General features: G+C 65.2%; 15 protein-coding genes. 9 read left to right on the top strand and 6 right to left on the bottom strand.

The genetic code is table 11. The features are described 5' to 3' along the window. Positions 1-42: 42 nt before the first annotated feature. Positions 43-1026: a hypothetical protein gene (locus J0I79_RS22245; RefSeq protein ID WP_292864022.1), complete on the bottom strand. Its 984-nt coding sequence runs from the start codon at positions 1024-1026 to the stop codon at positions 43-45. A 378-nt stretch (positions 1027-1404) separates the two neighbouring features. On the opposite strand from J0I79_RS22245, the gene J0I79_RS22240 reads away from it, so the two are divergent. The 4 genes from J0I79_RS22240 to J0I79_RS22225 all read left to right on the top strand — a co-directional run bounded on the left by J0I79_RS22240 (position 1405) and on the right by J0I79_RS22225 (position 4743). Beyond that, complete coding sequence (locus tag J0I79_RS22240; RefSeq protein ID WP_292864019.1) at positions 1405-2115, top strand: DNA helicase; 711 nt, start codon at positions 1405-1407, stop codon at positions 2113-2115. A 143-nt stretch (positions 2116-2258) separates the two neighbouring features. Next, complete coding sequence (locus J0I79_RS22235; RefSeq protein WP_292864016.1) at positions 2259-3155, top strand: AraC family transcriptional regulator; 897 nt, start codon at positions 2259-2261, stop codon at positions 3153-3155. Between the two features lie 152 nt (positions 3156-3307). After that, positions 3308-4051 carry an SDR family oxidoreductase gene (locus J0I79_RS22230; protein WP_292864013.1) on the top strand — a complete coding sequence of 248 codons (744 nt, stop codon included), beginning with the start codon at positions 3308-3310 and terminating at the stop codon, positions 4049-4051. Positions 4052-4185: 134 nt separating this feature from the next. Next, positions 4186-4743, top strand: a complete 558-nt coding sequence (locus J0I79_RS22225; protein ID WP_292864010.1) for a GNAT family N-acetyltransferase — start codon at positions 4186-4188, stop codon at positions 4741-4743. Between the two features lies 1 nt (position 4744). Here the strand turns inward: J0I79_RS22225 and J0I79_RS22220 are convergent, their stop codons facing one another. After that, entirely contained in the window at positions 4745-5776 is a 1032-nt protein-coding gene (locus J0I79_RS22220; RefSeq protein ID WP_292864007.1) for a P1 family peptidase, read from the bottom strand. A 3-nt stretch (positions 5777-5779) separates the two neighbouring features. Then, positions 5780-6196 carry a helix-turn-helix domain-containing protein gene (locus tag J0I79_RS22215; RefSeq protein ID WP_292864004.1) on the bottom strand — a complete coding sequence of 139 codons (417 nt, stop codon included), beginning with the start codon at positions 6194-6196 and terminating at the stop codon, positions 5780-5782. A gap of 109 nt (positions 6197-6305) precedes the next feature. Here J0I79_RS22215 and J0I79_RS22210 point away from each other — a divergent pair, with 109 nt between their 5' ends. Beyond that, positions 6306-8606: a heavy metal translocating P-type ATPase gene (locus J0I79_RS22210; protein WP_292864000.1), complete on the top strand. Its 2301-nt coding sequence runs from the start codon at positions 6306-6308 to the stop codon at positions 8604-8606. 2 nt (positions 8607-8608) lie between these two features. Here J0I79_RS22210 and J0I79_RS22205 read toward each other — a convergent pair whose 3' ends face one another. From J0I79_RS22205 to J0I79_RS22195, 3 genes are all read right to left on the bottom strand, one after another. Next, the gene (locus J0I79_RS22205; protein ID WP_292863997.1) at positions 8609-9793 is read right to left on the bottom strand and encodes an MFS transporter; all 1185 of its coding nucleotides are present in this window, start codon (positions 9791-9793) and stop codon (positions 8609-8611) included. Between the two features lie 98 nt (positions 9794-9891). Then, a complete protein-coding gene (locus J0I79_RS22200; protein ID WP_292863994.1) occupies positions 9892-10101 on the bottom strand; it encodes a DUF2061 domain-containing protein in 210 nt (69 codons plus the stop codon). Between the two features lie 133 nt (positions 10102-10234). Next, positions 10235-11899, bottom strand: a complete 1665-nt coding sequence (locus J0I79_RS22195) for a Na/Pi cotransporter family protein (protein ID WP_292863991.1) — start codon at positions 11897-11899, stop codon at positions 10235-10237. A gap of 378 nt (positions 11900-12277) precedes the next feature. On the opposite strand from J0I79_RS22195, the gene J0I79_RS22190 reads away from it, so the two are divergent. From J0I79_RS22190 to J0I79_RS22175, 4 genes are all read left to right on the top strand, one after another. Then, a complete protein-coding gene (locus J0I79_RS22190; protein WP_292863989.1) occupies positions 12278-12643 on the top strand; it encodes an RcnB family protein in 366 nt (121 codons plus the stop codon). Between the two features lie 23 nt (positions 12644-12666). Next, the gene (locus J0I79_RS22185) at positions 12667-13368 is read left to right on the top strand and encodes a GNAT family N-acetyltransferase (RefSeq protein WP_292863986.1); all 702 of its coding nucleotides are present in this window, start codon (positions 12667-12669) and stop codon (positions 13366-13368) included. A gap of 106 nt (positions 13369-13474) precedes the next feature. Then, positions 13475-15412, top strand: a complete 1938-nt coding sequence (dnaG, locus tag J0I79_RS22180; protein WP_292863982.1) for a DNA primase — start codon at positions 13475-13477, stop codon at positions 15410-15412. Positions 15413-15844: 432 nt separating this feature from the next. Then, positions 15845-17274: RNA polymerase sigma factor region1.1 domain-containing protein (locus J0I79_RS22175; RefSeq protein WP_292863979.1), on the top strand; the 1430-nt coding region annotated here is incomplete at its 3' end.

Genomic DNA, 17274 nt, shown 5'->3' with positions numbered 1-17274 from the left:
CGGGGCTCGCCGGCCAGTCCCGAGCGCGCACAGGCGCGAGCCTCAGGGCTCCTTGCAGATCGGCAGCGGCTGCGCGGGCGGTGCCGGGTGGTCCTTTCTGTACTGGGCGATCAGCGGTTCGAGGGTTTTCCTCGGCCAGAATTTCGGCGCGCCGATTTCTTTCAGGCAGGAGGCATTCCAGTAGGCGGCCGACGAGGCGTGGCCGTTCGCCACGGCGGCGATATCGCGTGATTCCGGATAGATGTAGAGCGTGGTCGGGTTGTCCTTGACCATCGAGATGAGCTGTTGCGCATCGGCCGGCGACCAGCTGGTGCAGCCATTGCTGCGGCCGCCGGCGTAATCCACCAGCTTGCCGAACGGCACCATCCCGTCATGATCGGCATAGGAGCTCTTCGGGCTCTTGCGCATGCACATGGTGCGCAGCACCTGCGCGGCATGGCCGCCGATGACGCGCTGCCTGGCGTTGGCGGCTTCGCCTTCGCCGTCGAACTGGATGAAGGTGCGCACGAAGGCCGCGTCCTGCTTGGCGGCGGTGCGGTAGTAGCCCTTGAACGAAGTCTTGGTCTCGCGCGTCATATAGGCGCCGCCGGCGGTCAGCTCCGAGTCCATGGCATTGCCGAAGTTCTTGACGCAGCGACGGCCGTTCGAGAAGTCGACGGTGCCCTTGAGATTGCGGCCGCCGCCATGCCCGGAAGAAATGGCGCGAAACGACTGGCTGGCCTCGCACACGATATAGTAGCGGCGCCCAAGCACGCCATTGCCGAGATCGCCGGGACGCGTGGCGTCCATGGCGAAATAGCAGGGGTTGCGAACGGCGCCCTGGGCCACTTTCTTCTGGTAAAGCGCCCGCGCCCGCTCCAGCACCACAGCCGAAATCTGGCCGTCGGCGTCGCCGACATGGGCCTGCAGCCAGGCCGGAACGGCCGAGGGCGCGGCAAAGGACCGGGCCGATGCCGTCAGGGCGACGACCGCGACAAGGAAGCCAAGAAGCGCAACGACGCCCAAAGGAACAGATCTCAACCGCACCGGACCTATTCTCCTGTCGAAGCCGTTTCGCGATTCCGCACGCGTGAATCACTCGGGGCCAATCATAAAATGCCTCGCATCTTCAGGCGAAACACTTCTTGTTTAGCGCGGCGGCGGATACGCGCGAAATCCGGACCGGCGCGGAATGTCTCATAATCCCCGATGCTGGTTCAAGGCTTGCGGCATCTCCCTACGCGCGGGCGACTGAGATTTTCGATCCGCCGGGATTGCGCTATGATCTGATTCTGGCGTGGCCCGCGCCTCCTCCCTCCGCCGGGGAAGCATCGTCCATGCAGGGCCGTCCAATCACCGAACCGACTGTTCGAGCACAAGGCATGAGGAGGGGTTGCTAAAACGGCTCGCACCAGGAGGTTTGCAATGAGACTATCCGCGCCCATCTATCATCTGAAGCGTCAAGCCAGGCTGTTGTCCCGCAAGGACGGGATTCCGCTGCACGAAGCGCTGGACCGCATGGCGGCACAGGAAGGGTTTGCAAGCTGGGGCCTGCTTGCGGCGAAGGCCGCCGAGACAAAGCCGGCCGGCAGATTGCTTGCGCAAATGGCGCCCGGCGATCTCGTGCTGGTCGGCGCGCGGCCAGGCCACGGCAAGACGCTGATGAGCCTCGAACTGGCGGTCGAGGCCATGAAACGTGGCCGGCGCAGCGTGTTCTTTTCGCTGGAATATACGCAAGGCGACATTCTCGACAGGTTTCGCGCGATCGGGGTCGAGCCGGGGCAATTCGAGGGCCGGTTCGACTTCGACAGTTCCGACGCCATCTGCGCCGAATACATCATCAAAAGACTGGCATCGGCCGCATCAGGCACGCTGGTGGTGATCGACTATCTGCAACTGCTCGACCAGAAGCGGGACAATCCGGACCTGATGACGCAGGTGCGCGGGCTGCGATCATTCGCGCGCGAAAAAGGTCTCATCCTGGTCTTCATCGCGCAGATCGACCGCTCCTACGAACTGTCGGCGAAGCCTGTTCCCGACATCGGCGATATCAGACTGCCCAACCCGCTAGACCTGTCGCTGTTCAGCAAGACCTGCTTCCTGAACAAGGGCGAAATCCGGTTTCGGGCGGCCTGAGCGTTCGAGCAGCATTGGCGCGGCAGTGTGGCCGCCAGCGATCATGCGCTGTCGCTTGCCACAGCCTTGGGGCGAACGGGGCTGTACACCGCCGATGGACATTCTAGAATGAATGACCCTGAAATGATTATCGATCGTCTGAAATGGATCCGCTCAGCGACGTCATCGCCCTTCTCCAGCCCAGCACGGCGATCTCCAAACCGATCAAGGGGCGCGGCCGGTGGGGCGTGCGTTATGCCGCATATGATGCGCCCGGCTTCACGATCATCGTCGAGGGCGAGTGCTGGATCGCCTTCGAGGGACAGGAACCCATGAGGCTGGGGAAGGGGGATTTTCTCCTTCTGCCCTCGACGCCACCCTTCTCGCTGAGCAGCCATCCGGGAGCCGCATGCGAGCTTCGGCAACCGATGGATATTGCCGTCCAGTATGGCGACCGGGACGGGGAGGCCGATTTCGTCGCGCTCGGCGGGACGTTCCGGATCGAGCCGGTCAACGCCGCGTTGCTGCTGGCGCTGCTGCCGCGCGTCGTCCATGTGCCGGCCTCGCAAGGGCGCGCCGGGCGGCTCGGCAAGACCATTGAACTCATCATGGAAGAGTGCGGGAGCGAAGAACCCGGCAAGGAGATGGTCCTGCAGCGGCTGCTCGAGGTGCTGCTCGTCGAGGCGCTGCGATGGCGCGGCATGGATGGCGGCGTGGCAGGGCTCCTCAACGGGATGCGCGACCCCATGCTGGCGCGCGTGCTTCGCGCCATGCACGCGGATGTGCGGGCGGGGTGGACGGTCGCGGACCTCGCCGGGATTGCCGGGCTCTCGCGCTCGGCCTTCGCGGCTCGTTTCGGCGACGTGCTCGGATGCGGGCCGATCGAGTATCTGGCGCGGTGGCGCATGGCGCTGGCCAAGGACGCGCTCATCCGGGGTTCCAAGACCCTGGACAAGATAGCCGAGGAGATCGGCTATGAGTCGGCGAGCGCCTTCAGCACCGCCTTCCGGAAGCGGCTCGGCTGTTCTCCCGGCAGGTTCGCGCGTGGCGGGGCCGGCTAGCGCAGCCATGGACGGACATGCCACCGAGACTGGTCTTGGGTGGCGTGTTACCTGATTTTGGACGACTGGTAATAAAATAAGGACTATTCATTATATCTCGTCTGATCGGGCAAGCCTAGTAACGGTGCATCGAAACCGAACGGAGCTTACCCATGCAAACGATCCTCATTACCGGCTGTTCTTCAGGCTATGGCCTCGAGACCGCCCGCCACTTCCTCGCCGGCGGGTGGAATGTCATCGCCACCATGCGGGCGCCGCGACAGGACATCCTGCCGCCCTCCGAGCGCCTGCGCATCCTGCCGCTCGATGTCACCAGCGAGGATAGCATCGCCGCGACGATTAAGGCCGCCGGTCCGATCGACGCGCTCGTCAACAATGCGGGCATCGGGGTCGTCGGCGCCTTCGAGGCGACGCCTATCGCGCACATCCGAAAGGTCTTCGAGACCAACACGCTCGGCGTGATGGCGATGACGCAGGCCGTGATCCCGCAGATGCGCGAGCGCCGCGCCGGCGTGATCGTCAACGTCACCTCCAGCGCCACGCTGGCGGCAATGCCCCTTGCCGCCGCCTATACCGCCAGCAAGCAGGCCATCGAGGGTTTCACCGGTTCGCTGGCGCACGAACTCGGCTATTTCAACGTCCGCGCCAAACTGGTCGAGCCCGGATATGCGCCGACGACGCGGTTCGCGCACAACACTTCGGTCAAGGTCGAGGACCTGATCCCGCAAGCCTATGCCGATTTCGCGGCGCCGATCTTCGCGAGCTTTGCCCGGCCCGCGATGACGACCAGGGAAAGCGACGTCGCCGAAGCCGTCTGGGCTGCCGTGCACGACACCGATTGCCGGTTGCGGTTTCCGGCCGGCGCCGATGCGGTCGCCCTGGCGAATGCAGGGTGAGTTTCCCGATCCCGCGCTGCCGTGCCCGGGATCGCGACCGCCCCGATAGCCCGGCTGGCCCGGCATGTCTCCAGTGGTGCCGGCTTGAGCGCCGTGGCGGTCATGGCTATGCCTGCTGACCAGGAGCAGGCATCATGGTCGAGATCGTCAAAGCCGCGCTGGAACACCTGCCGTCCTACAAGGCGGCGCTCGAGCGCGGCTGGTCGCCTGACAATGTGCGGCTGGAGGTGGCGACGCGCGAGGAGCTTGCCGCGATCGAGAAGGATCCGCTGGCTTTCCTGGCCAGCCTCGACGATCCCGAGGCCAGGGGTCGCCCGATCACCTTGCCCGACGGCACCAGCGTTCCGCGCCTGCCGGGGTTCCGCCGCTGGATCTGGGACGGCGAGGCCTCGGGCTCGATCGGCTTTCGCTGGCAGAAGGGCACGGCGGAACTGCCGCCGCATGTGCTTGGCCATATCGGCTATGCCGTCGTGCCGTGGAAGCGGCGGCGCGGCTATGCGACCGAGGCCCTGAGGCTGATGCTTGGCGAGGCGAGGGCGGTCGGGCTCGCCTATGTCGAGCTCACCGCCGACCCAGGCAATCCCGCCTCGCAAAAGGTCATCCTGGCCAATGGCGGCAGGCTGATCGGGAATTTCCTCAAGGAAGCGGCCTATGGCGGCGCGGAGAGCCTGCGCTTCCGGATCGACCTGTAGCCTACCAGCTTTGGTCGCGGAGCCAGTCGGCGAGCGAGGCGCGATGCGTACCGCCCCTGCCGGTAAAGGCTTCGGCGGATAGCATCGAGTTCAGCACCGCCTCCTGAGTCGCCTCCACTGTTGCCCGGAAAAGCACATCGATACGCGCTTCGTTGAGTGCGAGCAGCGGCACCAGATCGCGGCTCTCGTCGTGGTCGACGCGATTGCCGGTGCTGAAGGCGATGACGATGTCGCCGCTGCCATTGCCCCAGAAGGAGCCGAGCCTGGCGATGCCGGCCCCGGCTCGTCGCGCAACCCTGTCCAGCTGGCGGTGTTCCAACGGCACGTCTGTGGCGAGCACGATCAGGACCGAACCGCGCTCGGGCTCCGCCGCCCGCCTCGGATCGGGCCGGCGCCCGTCCGGCAGTATCAGATCGCCGCGCCTGCCGAAATTCGACAGCACGAGAACGCCGAGATGACGGTCGCCGCCGAGCGCGATCTTTCTGGATGCCGAGCCGATGCCGCCCTTGAAGCCGAAGCAGCTCATGCCGGTGCCGGCGCCGACATTGCCCTGTTCGACATGGCCCTCATGGGCGTCGGCCAGCGCGGCAAGGGCATCGTCCTCCGACACCGCCAGGGCCTGGATGTCGTTCAGCGGAGCGTCATTGCATTCGCCGACCACCGGGTTGACGGTTCCGGTGGTGCGGCCGATGTCGGGATTGCGGCGGATGGCGTCCCGGATGAGCGCGGTGGCGCAGGTGCCGACCGAAAGCGTGTTGGTGAGCAGGACCGGCGTTTCGATGGTGCCGAGTTCCTGCACCTGCATCAGCCCGACCGTCTTGCCGAAGCCGTTGATGACATGGGCGGCGGCCGTCACCTTGTCGCGGAACAGATTGCCGCCATGCGGCAGGATCGCGGTCACGCCGGTGTTGATGTCGCCTTGGCGCAGCGTGCGGTGGCCGACGCGCACGCCGGGCACGTCGGTGATCGCATTAAACGCGCCGTTGGGCAAAGTACCGCAGGTCAGGCCGAAATCGGCGGCAGTCCTTGCCATCGCTCAGACATGCTCTTCGGCGCAAAGCGCGTGGTCCGACAGCGCGCGGATAACATAGCAGTCGCCGACGGTCTTGCCGTCGCAGCAGGTGGCGATGCGTTCGAGCTCGGTCTCCAGCCGTTTCAATTGCGCGATCTTTTCGCGCACCGAAACCAACTGCTCCTGCGCGATCTTGTCGGCATGGCCGCAAGGCTGCTCGGGATGGCCGCTGAGGTCGATCAGCGCTCGGATGTCCTCGACGGCGAAGCCGAGGTCGCGGGCGTGGCGGATGAAGGCCAGCCGTTCCAGTTCCTGCCTGGAATAGCGGCGCTGGTTGCCTTCCGAACGCTCGGGTGCGGCGACCAGGCCCATCTGCTCGTAGTAGCGGATGGTCGGCACCTTGACCCCGGTGCGGCGGGAGAGATCACCGATCGAAAACATGCATTTTCCCTCTTGAAGCTCTAGTGACTAGAGGAATTACATCTGATGGCATCAAGGTTCAAGACCCATGCGGCGGTGCGCCGCGCGGGCGAAAAAGACAGGTGATGCGATGACGACGGCGCTGCGGCAGACACGGTTCAAGATTGGCGGCATGGACTGCGCTTCCTGCGCGTCCAAGATCGACACGGCGGTGCGCCGTCTCGACGGGGTCGACGACGTCTCGGTCTCGGTGACCGGCGCCTCGATGACCGTCAGCCATGGCGGTTCGCTCGACGACGACAAGGTGCTGAAGCAGGTGGCGCGGCTGGGCTACGGCATCGTCAAGGCGCAGGCGAGGGGCGACGGGCACGCCACGGCGGCGAGGGCGCAGGATCATGCGGATCATGATCATGAAGGCCACGATCATGAGGGTCACGACCATGGCGAGCACGACCACGAAGGACATGACCATGAAGGTCACGACCACGCCGGCCATGATCACGGCAGCGCAAAAAGCGCCAGGCAGCAGCCCGAGGCGTCCTCTCATCTCCACAGTCATGCCGAGCCGGGCCAGGCGTGGTGGCGGACCCGCCGCGCGGCGCTGACGCTGGCTTGCGCGGCGGCGCTTGGCGCCGCCTACGGCATCGGCCATCTGTTTCCGGTGGCCGAGCGCTGGGTCTTCCTGGCGGCGCTGCTTGTGGGTCTTGTGCCTATCGCGCGGCGCGCGCTGATGGCGGCACTGGCCGGCACGCCGTTCTCGATCGAGATGCTGATGACCATCGCGGCGGTCGGCGCGGTGATGATCAACGCCACGGAGGAAGCGGCCGCCGTGGTGGTGCTGTTCCTGATCGGCGAATTGCTGGAAGGCGTGGCGGCCGGCCGTGCGCGGGCGAGCATCCAGGGCCTGGCCGATCTGGTGCCGAAGACAGCCCTTGTCGAGCGTGCGGGCGGCACCTCGGAAGTGCCGGCCGAACAGCTTGCCGTCGGCGACGTCATCGTGGTGCGGCCGGGCGACCGCATCCCGGCCGATGGCGAGATAACAGAGGGATCGAGCGACATCGACGAGGCGCCGGTGACCGGCGAGAGCACGCCCAGGCGCAAAACCGTCGGCGAGCCTGTCTTTGCCGGCACCATCAACAGCGATGGCGTGCTGAAGGTGCGGGTAACGGCCGCGGCTTCCGACAACACCATCGCCCGCGTCGTGCGGCTGGTGGAGGAGGCGGAGGAAGCCAAGGCGCCGACCGAGCGCTTCATCGACCGTTTCTCGCGCTACTATACGCCCGGCGTGCTGGCAGTCGGCGCGCTGGTGGCGGTGCTGCCGCCGCTGCTGGCCGGCGGCGACTGGAACGAATGGATCTACAAGGGCCTGGCGATCCTGCTGATCGGCTGCCCCTGCGCGCTGGTCATCTCGACGCCGGCCGCCATTGCCGCGGGTCTGGCGACCGGCGCGCGGCGCGGCCTCTTGATGAAGGGCGGCGCGGTGCTGGAAGGCTTTCGCCGCATCACGGCGGTGGCCTTCGACAAGACCGGTACGCTGACCGCGGGCAAGCCCGTGGTGACCGACATCGTCACTTATGGCCGCGACGAATCCAGCGTCCTGGCGTTGGCGGCGGCGCTCGAGCAGGGCTCCAGCCATCCGCTGGCAGTGGCCATCCTCGACCGGGCCAAGGCCGACAAGGCAACGGTTGCGCCGGCGCTGGCGGCCAAGGCGATTTCGGGCAAGGGCGTCGAAGGCAGCGTCGGCGGCGTGGCCGTCTTCCTGGGCTCAGGCCCGGCGGCGGCCGAGCGGGCCGTCATGACGCAGGCCCAGCGCCTGGCCATCGACAGCCTCAATGGCCAGGGCAAGACCGTGTCGGTGCTGGTCGCCGATGGCGTCGTGGCCGGGCTCATCGCCATGCGCGACGAGCCGAGGCCGGATGCGGCGGCCGGCATCGCGGCGCTGAAAGGCGAGGGCATCCGCGCGGTGATGCTGACCGGCGACAACAGGCGCACCGCCGAGGCCATCGCCGCCTCGCTCGGCATCGAGGCGCGGGCAGAGCTGCTGCCGCAGGACAAGCAGCGCATCGTCGGCGAGCTGCAGCGCGAAGGGCTGAAGGTGGCCAAGGTCGGCGACGGCATCAACGATGCGCCGGCGCTCGCCGCCGCCGATATCGGCATCGCCATGGGCGGCGGGACCGATGTGGCGCTGGAGACGGCGGACGCGGCGATCCTGCATGGCCGCGTTGGCGATGTCGCGCGCATGGTGCGGTTATCGCGGGCGGTGATGGCCAATATCGGCCAGAACATCACCGTGGCGCTGGGGCTGAAGGCGGTCTTCCTGGTCACCACCATTGCCGGCATCACCGGCCTGTGGCCGGCGATCCTGGCCGACACCGGCGCCACCGTGCTGGTGACCGCCAACGCCATGCGCCTGCTGCGCTGGCGCGGCTGAGGCTATTCGGCCGCCGCCGGCAGCGGCGGCCGGGCGTCGACGCGGCGCTCCCAGACATAGGAGGCGACCGCGACGATGAGGGCGACCAGCATGGCGAAGGCGCCGACCAGCGGCAGGCTGCGATAGCCGTAACCGGCGGTGAGCAGGGCGGCGCCCAGCGATGCCGCGAGCGCGATGCCGATGTTGAACCCGGATGGAATGAGCGAGGCGGCAAGGCCGGAAGCATCCGCCGTCCAGGACAGGATGCGGGTCTGGATCGGCGTGCCGATGGCGAAATTCAGGCCGCCCCAGATGATGATCGCGACGACCATCGGCAGGGGGTAGGGGCTGACGGCGTAGATGACGGCCAGCGTCACCGCTTGCAGGGCAAGCATGGTGATCAGCGACGGCATCAGCTTCCAGTCGGACAGCTTGCCGCCGAGGAACACGCCAAGCGTGGCGCCGACGCCGTTGAGCAGCAGCACCCAGGGCACCAGGTTTTCATCGAGCCCGGTCACTTCGAGCAAGGTCGGCGTGATGTAGGTGAACAGGCAGAACTGGCCGAGCATCAGCATCAGCATGAGGATCAGCGAGGTCCAGACCTGCTGGCGCGCCAGCGCGCGAACCTCGCTGGCAAAGCTCGCCGACTTTGTCTGATGCCCTGTCGTGCGGGGCAACAGGGCCGCCATGGCAAGCGTTGCCGCGACGCCCAGCGCGCACATCACCCAGAATGTGGCGCGCCAGCCCCAGATGTTGCCGATCGCGGTGCCCGCCGGCACGCCGATGACATTGGAGACGGTGAGGCCCGACAGGATGACGGCGACCGCCATGCCGCGCTGGTCCTCGCGCACCAGGCCGACCGCGACCACCATGGCGACGCCGAAATAGGCGCCATGCGCCACGGCGACAGCAATGCGCAGCAACAGCATCGAGGTGAAGTCCGGCGCCAGCGCGCAGGCCGCCTGGCCGATGGTGAAGGCGACGGCAAGGCCGAGCAGCAAGGTCTTGCGCGACAAGCTCTTGGTGGCGAGCGCCAGCAGCGGCCCGCCAATGGCGATGCCGCAGGCATAGCCGGTGACGAGATAGCCGGCGGATGGCACCGAAACGCCAAGTCCCTGCGCCACCTGAGGCAGCACGCCGGCGATGACGAATTCGGTGGTGCCAAAGGCGAATGCGGCGAAGAACAGGGCAATGAGCGGCAGCGACATGAAAGGAAACCCTCGAAATGCAGGGCTCAGATCATGGAAAGCCGTGGCAGGCAATCCAGAATTTTTTGTCGCGCCTTTAGGTTTTCTTGAGCGGCGGCCTAGGCAACCGTCTTGCGGCCGAAGGGAATCTTCAGCCACGCCCTCTCATGGAAATAATAGAGCAGCGACTTGGTGAAGACCTCGGTCACGCCGATGGCGGCAGCGAGCTTGACGCTTCCGGTCACCACCAGCGAGATGATCATCGTGTCGATGGTGCCGGTGACACGCCAGGAAAGCGCCTTGGCGAAACTGCGCGAATGGGTGTCCATCGATTTTCCTCCCGGTGGAGGCTGATGCTTAGCCGACGGATATCTCGATGGGCAAAGACTAATTTTGCCGTTTTTGCCGGGATGACAAAACCGTGTTTCCAGATCGATCGGCGCGCGGCAAATTCAACCCTTGTCAGCTTGCCTTCAGCCGCGAGCCGCCGAGCAGTCCGCGCTCTTCCAGGACCGGATAGGCCATCGAGGCCAGCAGCGAATTGATCTGCTTGAGGTCGCGGATCGTGTCGAGGTGGATGGAACTGGTCTCGACGCTCCTGGCGGTGCCGTCGCGCAGCCGCAGGAAATGGCTGGCGCTGGCTTCCTTCTCACGGTCGCGCAGCTGGTCCTTTTCCAGCACCAGCTGGCGCGCGGTTTCGGGATCGCGTGACACCAGGACGTTGAAGGCAAGCCTCGCATTGGCCAGCACGGATGCATGGAAGGCGCACAGTTCGCGCCAGCCCTCGGGCGTGAATTCCAGGCCGTGCTCGAGCTTCTTCTTCACATGCACCAGCATGTTGCGCACGATGATGTCGCCGACCTGCTCCAGCTTGACGCAGGCGCCGATCAGCTCCTGGCAGCGCAGCGCCTCGTCCTCGGTGAGCGGGTTCTTGGTGACCTTGGCGAGATAGAGTTTTATCGCCGCGTGCCTGCGGTCGACGCGATCGTCCAGCGCCGCCAGTGCCTTGATCTTGTCGCTATCGGCATTCTCGTAGAGTTCGATGATGCGCTTCAGCATGATCTCGACCGTCTCGCACACCCGCACCACTTCGCGCGTGGCGTTGGCCAGCGCCTGGCTCGGCACATCCAGCGCGCTCTCGTTGAGCGCGGACAGTTCGACGACGTCCAGCGAGGCCGCCGGCACCGGCTTGGCGCCGAGCGTCACGATCTTTTCGGAAGCGCGGTAGACGAAACCGGCCAGCGGCAGGCCGGCGAGCAGGATGATCACGTTGAACAGGATGTGGGCATTGACGATCTGGCTCGCCGCCGTGGCGCCGAGGAAGCCGACATGCGGCTTGAAGACCATGAACAGGACCAGCATCACCAGCGAGCCGAGGCCGCGCATCAAGAGGTTGCCGATCGGCACGACCCGGACCTCGGGACTGGCTGAGCGCGTCAGCATCGGCGCGATGATCGAGGAGCCGAGATTGACGCCGAGGATGAGGACGACGCCGAGTTCCGGGCTGATCAGGCCGCGTCCGGCCAGCGTCGCCATAAGAAGCACCGCCGCGATGCTCGACTGGAACAGCCAGGTGACCAGCGCCGCCAGGAGATAGGCAGTGATGGAATCGCCGGAGAAGTAATTGATGATGACCGGCATGAGCTGGCTGTTGCGCAGCGGCTCCGAAGCCTGGCCGATCATTTCCAGCGAGAGGATCAGAAGGCCGATGCCGACCAGGATGCGGCCGGTCTGGCGCCAGTCGCGCCGCTCGGTGGCCATGAACATTACCGTGCCTGTTATCAGGCAGAGCGGCACCAGAAGCGTGAGGTCGAAGGTCAGCAGCTTGACCACCAGCGCGGAGCCGATCTCGGCGCCGCGCACTGCGAGCTGGCCGGCGGCGCCCGAGACGATGCCGGAACCGGCGAAGGAGCCGACCAGGAGGGTGACGGCGGTGGAGCTCTGCAGGGCGATGGCGAGCCCGGTGCCCGCCAGCACCGCCATGATCGGATTGCGCATGGTGGCGCGCAGGCGATGGCGCAGCACATCGCCATAGGCGCGCTCGACGCCGGTCTTCACCATGCGCGTCGCAAACAGCATCAGCGCGACGGCGCCCGCCAGGTGCAGGAGGACGACGGAGCCGCTCATTTCGGCGCCTGCCCGCCGGCAGGCCGGGCGTCGCGGAAGGCGCGTGGATTGGGGACGAAAACGGGGATACGAATCATGGTCATAGCAACCGTCAGATATAGCCGGAATATTTTAGCCGGATAATAAAATTTTGTCGATTTCAAGGGCCGTCGCATGGCGACAGCGCTTGTCGGAAAATGGACTGGCCGCCAAATGGTTGCACAGCGGCGCCGCAGCTGGGCGGGGCTTGTGGCGCACCGCGACACTGGCGCTTGCGAGGATGTTCAAATTTCGGAAATAACCGGCGGATTCCATTACATAATTGTAATGGTGGCATTCAGTTTCAGTTCATCCGCCGGCCGCTACTCCTGCGGCATCGACAACCAAGGAGACTTCCTCATGAAACGCATCATTCTCTCCGGCCTCGCTTTCTCGATGCTGGCCGCCAGCTCGCTCACCGGCCAGGCCGCGCCGATGAATTCTCCGGTCGCGCCGCAGTCGAATTATTCGAAGGTCGACTGGCAGAAGCCCGGCAGGCATGTCGACAAGCGCGTCGTTGTGAAGAAGAAGGTGGTGGTGAAGCGCAATCATTGGCGCAACGGCCAGAAATACGCGAACTGGAAGCGCCACCAGCCGATCCGCGACTATGGCCGTTATGGCTTGCATCGTCCCGGCCGCGGCCAGGAATGGATCCGCGTCGGCAACGACTATGTGCTGGTCGGCATTCTCTCGGGCGTCATCTTCGGCGCGCTTGCCGCGCAGTAAATCCCAGGCATGATGCCTGACTTGTGAAAGGCGGCCCGACGGCCGCCTTTCGGCTTTTCTCCTGGATTGTCAGGAGCCGCTGCCATCAACCGGATCAGGCGGCATCTTACGCAAAAAATCTGTTACGGTCGGCGATATCGGCAATTGATCATCAGCGAGGCGAGATGCCTGACCTGGAGGTCGCCGTCCAACCGCTTACATCGGCGTTATGGCCGGCCATTGAAGACCTTTTCGGCGAAGCAGGCGGGAAATCCGGCTGCTGGTGCATGTACTGGCGTATCGGCAGCAGGTACCGCAGCCAGGCTCCGAGCCAGAACAAGGCTGAACTGAAAGCGCTGGTCGAGCGCGGTCCTCCTCCGGGCCTTCTGGCTCTCGCCGGCGGCATCGCGGTCGGATGGTGCCAGATCACGCCGCGAAGCGCCTTGCCGTGGATCGACCAGACCTGGCGGCTCAAGCGCGTCGATGATCTTCCCGTGTGGTCCCTCTCTTGCTTCTATATTCGGAAGGGGTACCGCAAACAGGGAATAGCCTCGCAATTGATCGAGGCGGCCATCGAATTCGCCAGGCGGAACGGTGCTCCCGCCGTCGAGGCGTATCCCATCGACGCAACCCAGTCGCCAAGCTCCTCCAGCACCGGCTTCGTCTCGACGTTCGAGCGGTTGGGGTTCTCACGGGTACCATCGCCAACGGTGGAACGGCCGATATTGCGGCTCCAGTTCGATTGACCAACAGGATTTCGGCGACGTTGCCCTGTGGAAACCGGGCATGGCCCGCATTAGGGGTCGTCGTCCATCACCGGCGTGATTATATGGTGGGGAAACGAGTTTCCCCATGCGCTTTCCGCCCGCCTTCCTCGACGAGATACGCGACCGCGTGCCGATTTCACAAGTGATCGGCCAGCGCGTTGCGTGGGATCGCAAGAAGACCAATACCTCGCGCGGCGACTATTGGGCGTGCTGCCCGTTCCATGGCGAGAAAAGCCCGTCCTTCCACTGCGAGGACAAGAAGGGCCGCTACCACTGTTTCGGCTGCTCGGTCTCGGGCGATCATTTCAAGTTCCTGACCGAACTCGAAGGGCTGAGCTTTCCCGAGGCGGTCGAGAAGATCGCCGACATGGCCGGCGTGCCGATGCCGGTCCGTGACGCGCAGGAGGAACGGCGCGAGAAGGAGCGCGCCAGCCTGACCGACGTCATGGAAATGGCGACCGCCTTTTTCCAGGAGCGCCTGCAGGGCCCCGAGGGGGCCAAGGCCCGCGCCTATCTCAGGGATCGCGGGCTGACGCCGGCGACACAACAGTCGTTCCGGCTGGGGTTCGCGCCCGACAGCCGCAACGCGTTGAAGGAGCATCTCGCGGCCAGGGGCGTGCCCAAGGCCGACATCGAGGCCTGCGGGCTGGTGCGGCACGGCGACGACATTCCCGTCTCCTATGACTGGTTCCGCGACCGCATCATGTTCCCGATCCCCGATTCGCGCGGCAAGATCATCGCCTTCGGCGGCCGCGCGCTGGCGCCGGACGCGCTCGCCAAATACATGAATTCGCCCGACACCGAGCTCTTCCACAAAGGCAATGTGCTCTACAACTTCGCCCGCGCCCGCAAGGCATTGGCCAAGGGTGGCACAGTCATTGCCGTCGAAGGCTATATGGACGTGATCGCGCTGGCGCAGGCCGGCTTCGAGAATGCCGTGGCACCGCTCGGCACCGCGCTCACCGAAAACCAGCTCGAACTGTTGTGGCGCATGGCGCCGGAGCCGATGCTGTGCTTCGACGGAGACAAGGCCGGCCTGAAGGCGGCCTGGCGGGCCGCCGACTTGGCGCTGCCGTCGGTGCAGGCCGGGCGCTCGGCGCGTTTCGCGTTGCTGCCGGAAGGCAAGGACCCCGACGACCTGGTCAAGGCCGAGGGGCCGGAGGCGTTCCGCGCGGTGCTCTCCGAGGCGCGGCCGCTGGTTGACCTCTTGTGGATGCGCGAGACCTCGGGCGGTGTCTTCGACACGCCGGAGCGGCGGGCCGAGCTCGAAAAGACGTTGCGTGAGCTGACCAGCCGCATCCGCGACGAAAGCCTGCGCTATCACTATCAGCAGGAAATGCGCGAGCGGGTGCTGAGCTTCTTCGGTTCCTCGCGCGGCGGGCCGCAAGGTCAGCAGGGCGGACGCAAGGACGGACGGCCAGGCCAACCCAAGGCACCAGGCGGACAGTTCGCCAAGGGCGGCGGCGGCCGCATCGCGATCACCGAAAGCCTTGGCCAGTCGGCGATGGTCAAGCGCGGTGAGGCGATGTCGGTGCGCGAGGCGACGATCATCGTGGCGCTCATCAACCATCCGGCGCTGATCGACGAGAATTTTGCCCATGTCGAGTTTCTCGACCTCGCCAATTCGGACCTGAGGCGCCTGCACAGCGCCATTCTCGATGCGATGGCGCACGACACGGCCGATGACCGCCATGCCGTGGTGGCGACGGTGGAGCGCGCCGGCTGCGGCGAGATCTGGGGCCGGGCCGTCGACCTGATCAAGCGGGCGCGGCAGTGGCCGGCGCTGGAGACGGCAGCGCTCGAGGATGCCCGCGATGCGCTCAACCAGGCGCTGCACTTGCAGCGCAGCGCGCGCACATTACATAAGGAACTGAAAGCGGCGGAAGCGGCGATGGATGCGGATCCTTCGGACGAGAACTTCCGCCATCTGATCGAAATCCAGGCGCAATTTCAGGATGTACAAGCGACGGAAGCGCTGATCGAAGGATTCGGCGTGTCGTCGGGCAGGGCCGGGCGAGCCTAGTGCAGATACGTTCGGGAATGAAGGCGTGGCGATGCTTCCCCAGGGAGCGGGGCGCGCTAAGTCGGGTAATTGATTCGCTTTTTTCATGCGAATCATGCCAGAGGCGCTTGACCTTCCGACAGAATGGCGGAATCAGGACGATTCGAAACGTTAACCCGCACCCGCGTCGACGGGAAATGCTGCAATACGAGGTGCTGGTCACTGGACAGGCAGGCAGCCTGCCACAGATATCAGGGTTAATCTGGACTTAATGCATGTCGCCCAAGAGTGGTCGCCCGGAAGTGGAAACCGGTTTTGGGGCAACGGCATGCACCAAACAGAATGGTGAAGTTGGTGGCCCGGTGAAGCGCGTTTTTAAACGAGCCTACCCGATTTGAGTGGTCCGAGAGCTTACGCGGCCCGATGCCCGGCCGCTAGGAGAAGATAAAAACTATGGCGACTAAGGAAAAGGAAGAGGTCGAGACCGAACGCGAAGGCGCCACCGATGGCCCTCTGCTCGACCTTTCCGATGATGCTGTCAAGAAGATGATCAAGGCCGCCAAGAAGCGCGGCTATGTCACGATGGACGAGCTGAATTCGGTGCTGCCCTCCGAGGAAGTGACCTCCGAACAGATCGAGGACACGATGGCGATGCTGTCCGACATGGGCATCAACGTCGTCGAGGACGACGAGCAGGGCGAGGAAGCCGAAGCTGGCGACACCGCGGCGGACGCCGAGGAAGACGCCAACGAGCTGGCCGAGCAGACCGGCACCGCCGTTGCCGCCACAACCACCAAGAAAGAGCCGACCGACCGCACCGACGATCCGGTGCGCATGTATCTGCGCGAAATGGGCTCGGTCGAGCTTCTGTCGCGCGAAGGCGAAATCGCCATCGCCAAGCGTATCGAGGCCGGCCGCGAGACGATGATCGCGGGCCTGTGCGAAAGCCCGCTGACCTTCCAGGCTATCATCATCTGGCGCGACGAGCTCAACGAATCCAAGATCCTGCTGCGCGAAATCATCGACCTCGAAGCCACCTATGCCGGCCCCGAGGCCAAGCAGGCGCCCGTGGTCGAACGCGTCGAGGAAGCGCCCAAGCCCGAGGAAAAGCCCCGGCGTGGCGCCCAGCGCGACGAGGAAGACGACATCACCAATGTCGGCGCCGACACGCGCGGACTGGAGGATGACGAGGACGACGAGGACGAAGCGAGCCTGTCGCTGGCGGCGATGGAAGCGGAACTCCGCCCTCAGGTGATGGAGACGCTCGACGTCATCGCCGACACCTACAAGAAGCTTCGCAAGCTGCAGGACCAGCAGGTCGAGAACCGTCTCGCCGCCGCCGGTACGCTGTCGCCGAGCCAGGACCGCCGCCTGAAGGAACTGAAGGACCAGCTGATCAAGGCGGTGAAGTCGCTGTCGCTCAACACGGCGCGCATCGAGGCGCTGGTCGAGCAGCTCTACGACATCAACAAGCGTCTGGTGCAGAACGAGGGCAAGCTGTTGCGGCTGGCCGAAAGCTACGGCGTGCGCCGCGAGGAGTTCCTGAAGGAATATCAGGGCTCCGAGCTCGACCCCAACTGGACGCGCTCGATCGCCAACCTGACCTCGCGTGGCTGGAAGGAATTCACCAAGAACGAGAAGGATGCGATCAAGGACCTGCGCGCCGAGATCCAGCATCTGGCGACCGAAACCGCGATCTCGATCCTGGAATTCCGCAAGATCGTCAACCAGGTGCAGAAGGGCGAGCGCGAGGCAGCGATCGCCAAGAAGGAAATGGTCGAGGCCAATCTGCGCCTCGTCATCTCCATCGCCAAGAAATACACCAATCGCGGCCTGCAGTTCCTGGATCTGATCCAGGAAGGCAATATCGGCCTGATGAAGGC

The organism is Mesorhizobium sp. (genome assembly GCF_017306585.1).
Classification (GTDB): Bacteria; Pseudomonadota; Alphaproteobacteria; order Rhizobiales; family Rhizobiaceae; genus Mesorhizobium.
This window is presented reverse-complemented; position numbering and strand designations above follow the sequence as displayed.

Excerpts from the sequence above, each read along its gene's own strand:
- J0I79_RS22190 (WP_292863989.1), top strand. The coding sequence starts at position 12,278 with ATGAAACGCATCATTCTCTCCGGCCTCGCTTTCTCGATGCTGGCCGCC.
- J0I79_RS22225 (WP_292864010.1), top strand. The coding sequence starts at position 4,186 with ATGGTCGAGATCGTCAAAGCCGCGCTGGAACACCTGCCGTCCTACAAG.
- J0I79_RS22235 (WP_292864016.1), top strand. The coding sequence starts at position 2,259 with ATGGATCCGCTCAGCGACGTCATCGCCCTTCTCCAGCCCAGCACGGCG.
- J0I79_RS22205 (WP_292863997.1), bottom strand. The coding sequence starts at position 9,793 with ATGTCGCTGCCGCTCATTGCCCTGTTCTTCGCCGCATTCGCCTTTGGC.
- J0I79_RS22215 (WP_292864004.1), bottom strand. The coding sequence starts at position 6,196 with ATGTTTTCGATCGGTGATCTCTCCCGCCGCACCGGGGTCAAGGTGCCG.
- J0I79_RS22240 (WP_292864019.1), top strand. The coding sequence starts at position 1,405 with ATGAGACTATCCGCGCCCATCTATCATCTGAAGCGTCAAGCCAGGCTG.
- J0I79_RS22210 (WP_292864000.1), top strand. The coding sequence starts at position 6,306 with ATGACGACGGCGCTGCGGCAGACACGGTTCAAGATTGGCGGCATGGAC.
- J0I79_RS22220 (WP_292864007.1), bottom strand. The coding sequence starts at position 5,776 with ATGGCAAGGACTGCCGCCGATTTCGGCCTGACCTGCGGTACTTTGCCC.
- dnaG (WP_292863982.1), top strand. The coding sequence starts at position 13,475 with ATGCGCTTTCCGCCCGCCTTCCTCGACGAGATACGCGACCGCGTGCCG.
- J0I79_RS22200 (WP_292863994.1), bottom strand. The coding sequence starts at position 10,101 with ATGGACACCCATTCGCGCAGTTTCGCCAAGGCGCTTTCCTGGCGTGTC.
- J0I79_RS22230 (WP_292864013.1), top strand. The coding sequence starts at position 3,308 with ATGCAAACGATCCTCATTACCGGCTGTTCTTCAGGCTATGGCCTCGAG.
- J0I79_RS22195 (WP_292863991.1), bottom strand. The coding sequence starts at position 11,899 with ATGAGCGGCTCCGTCGTCCTCCTGCACCTGGCGGGCGCCGTCGCGCTG.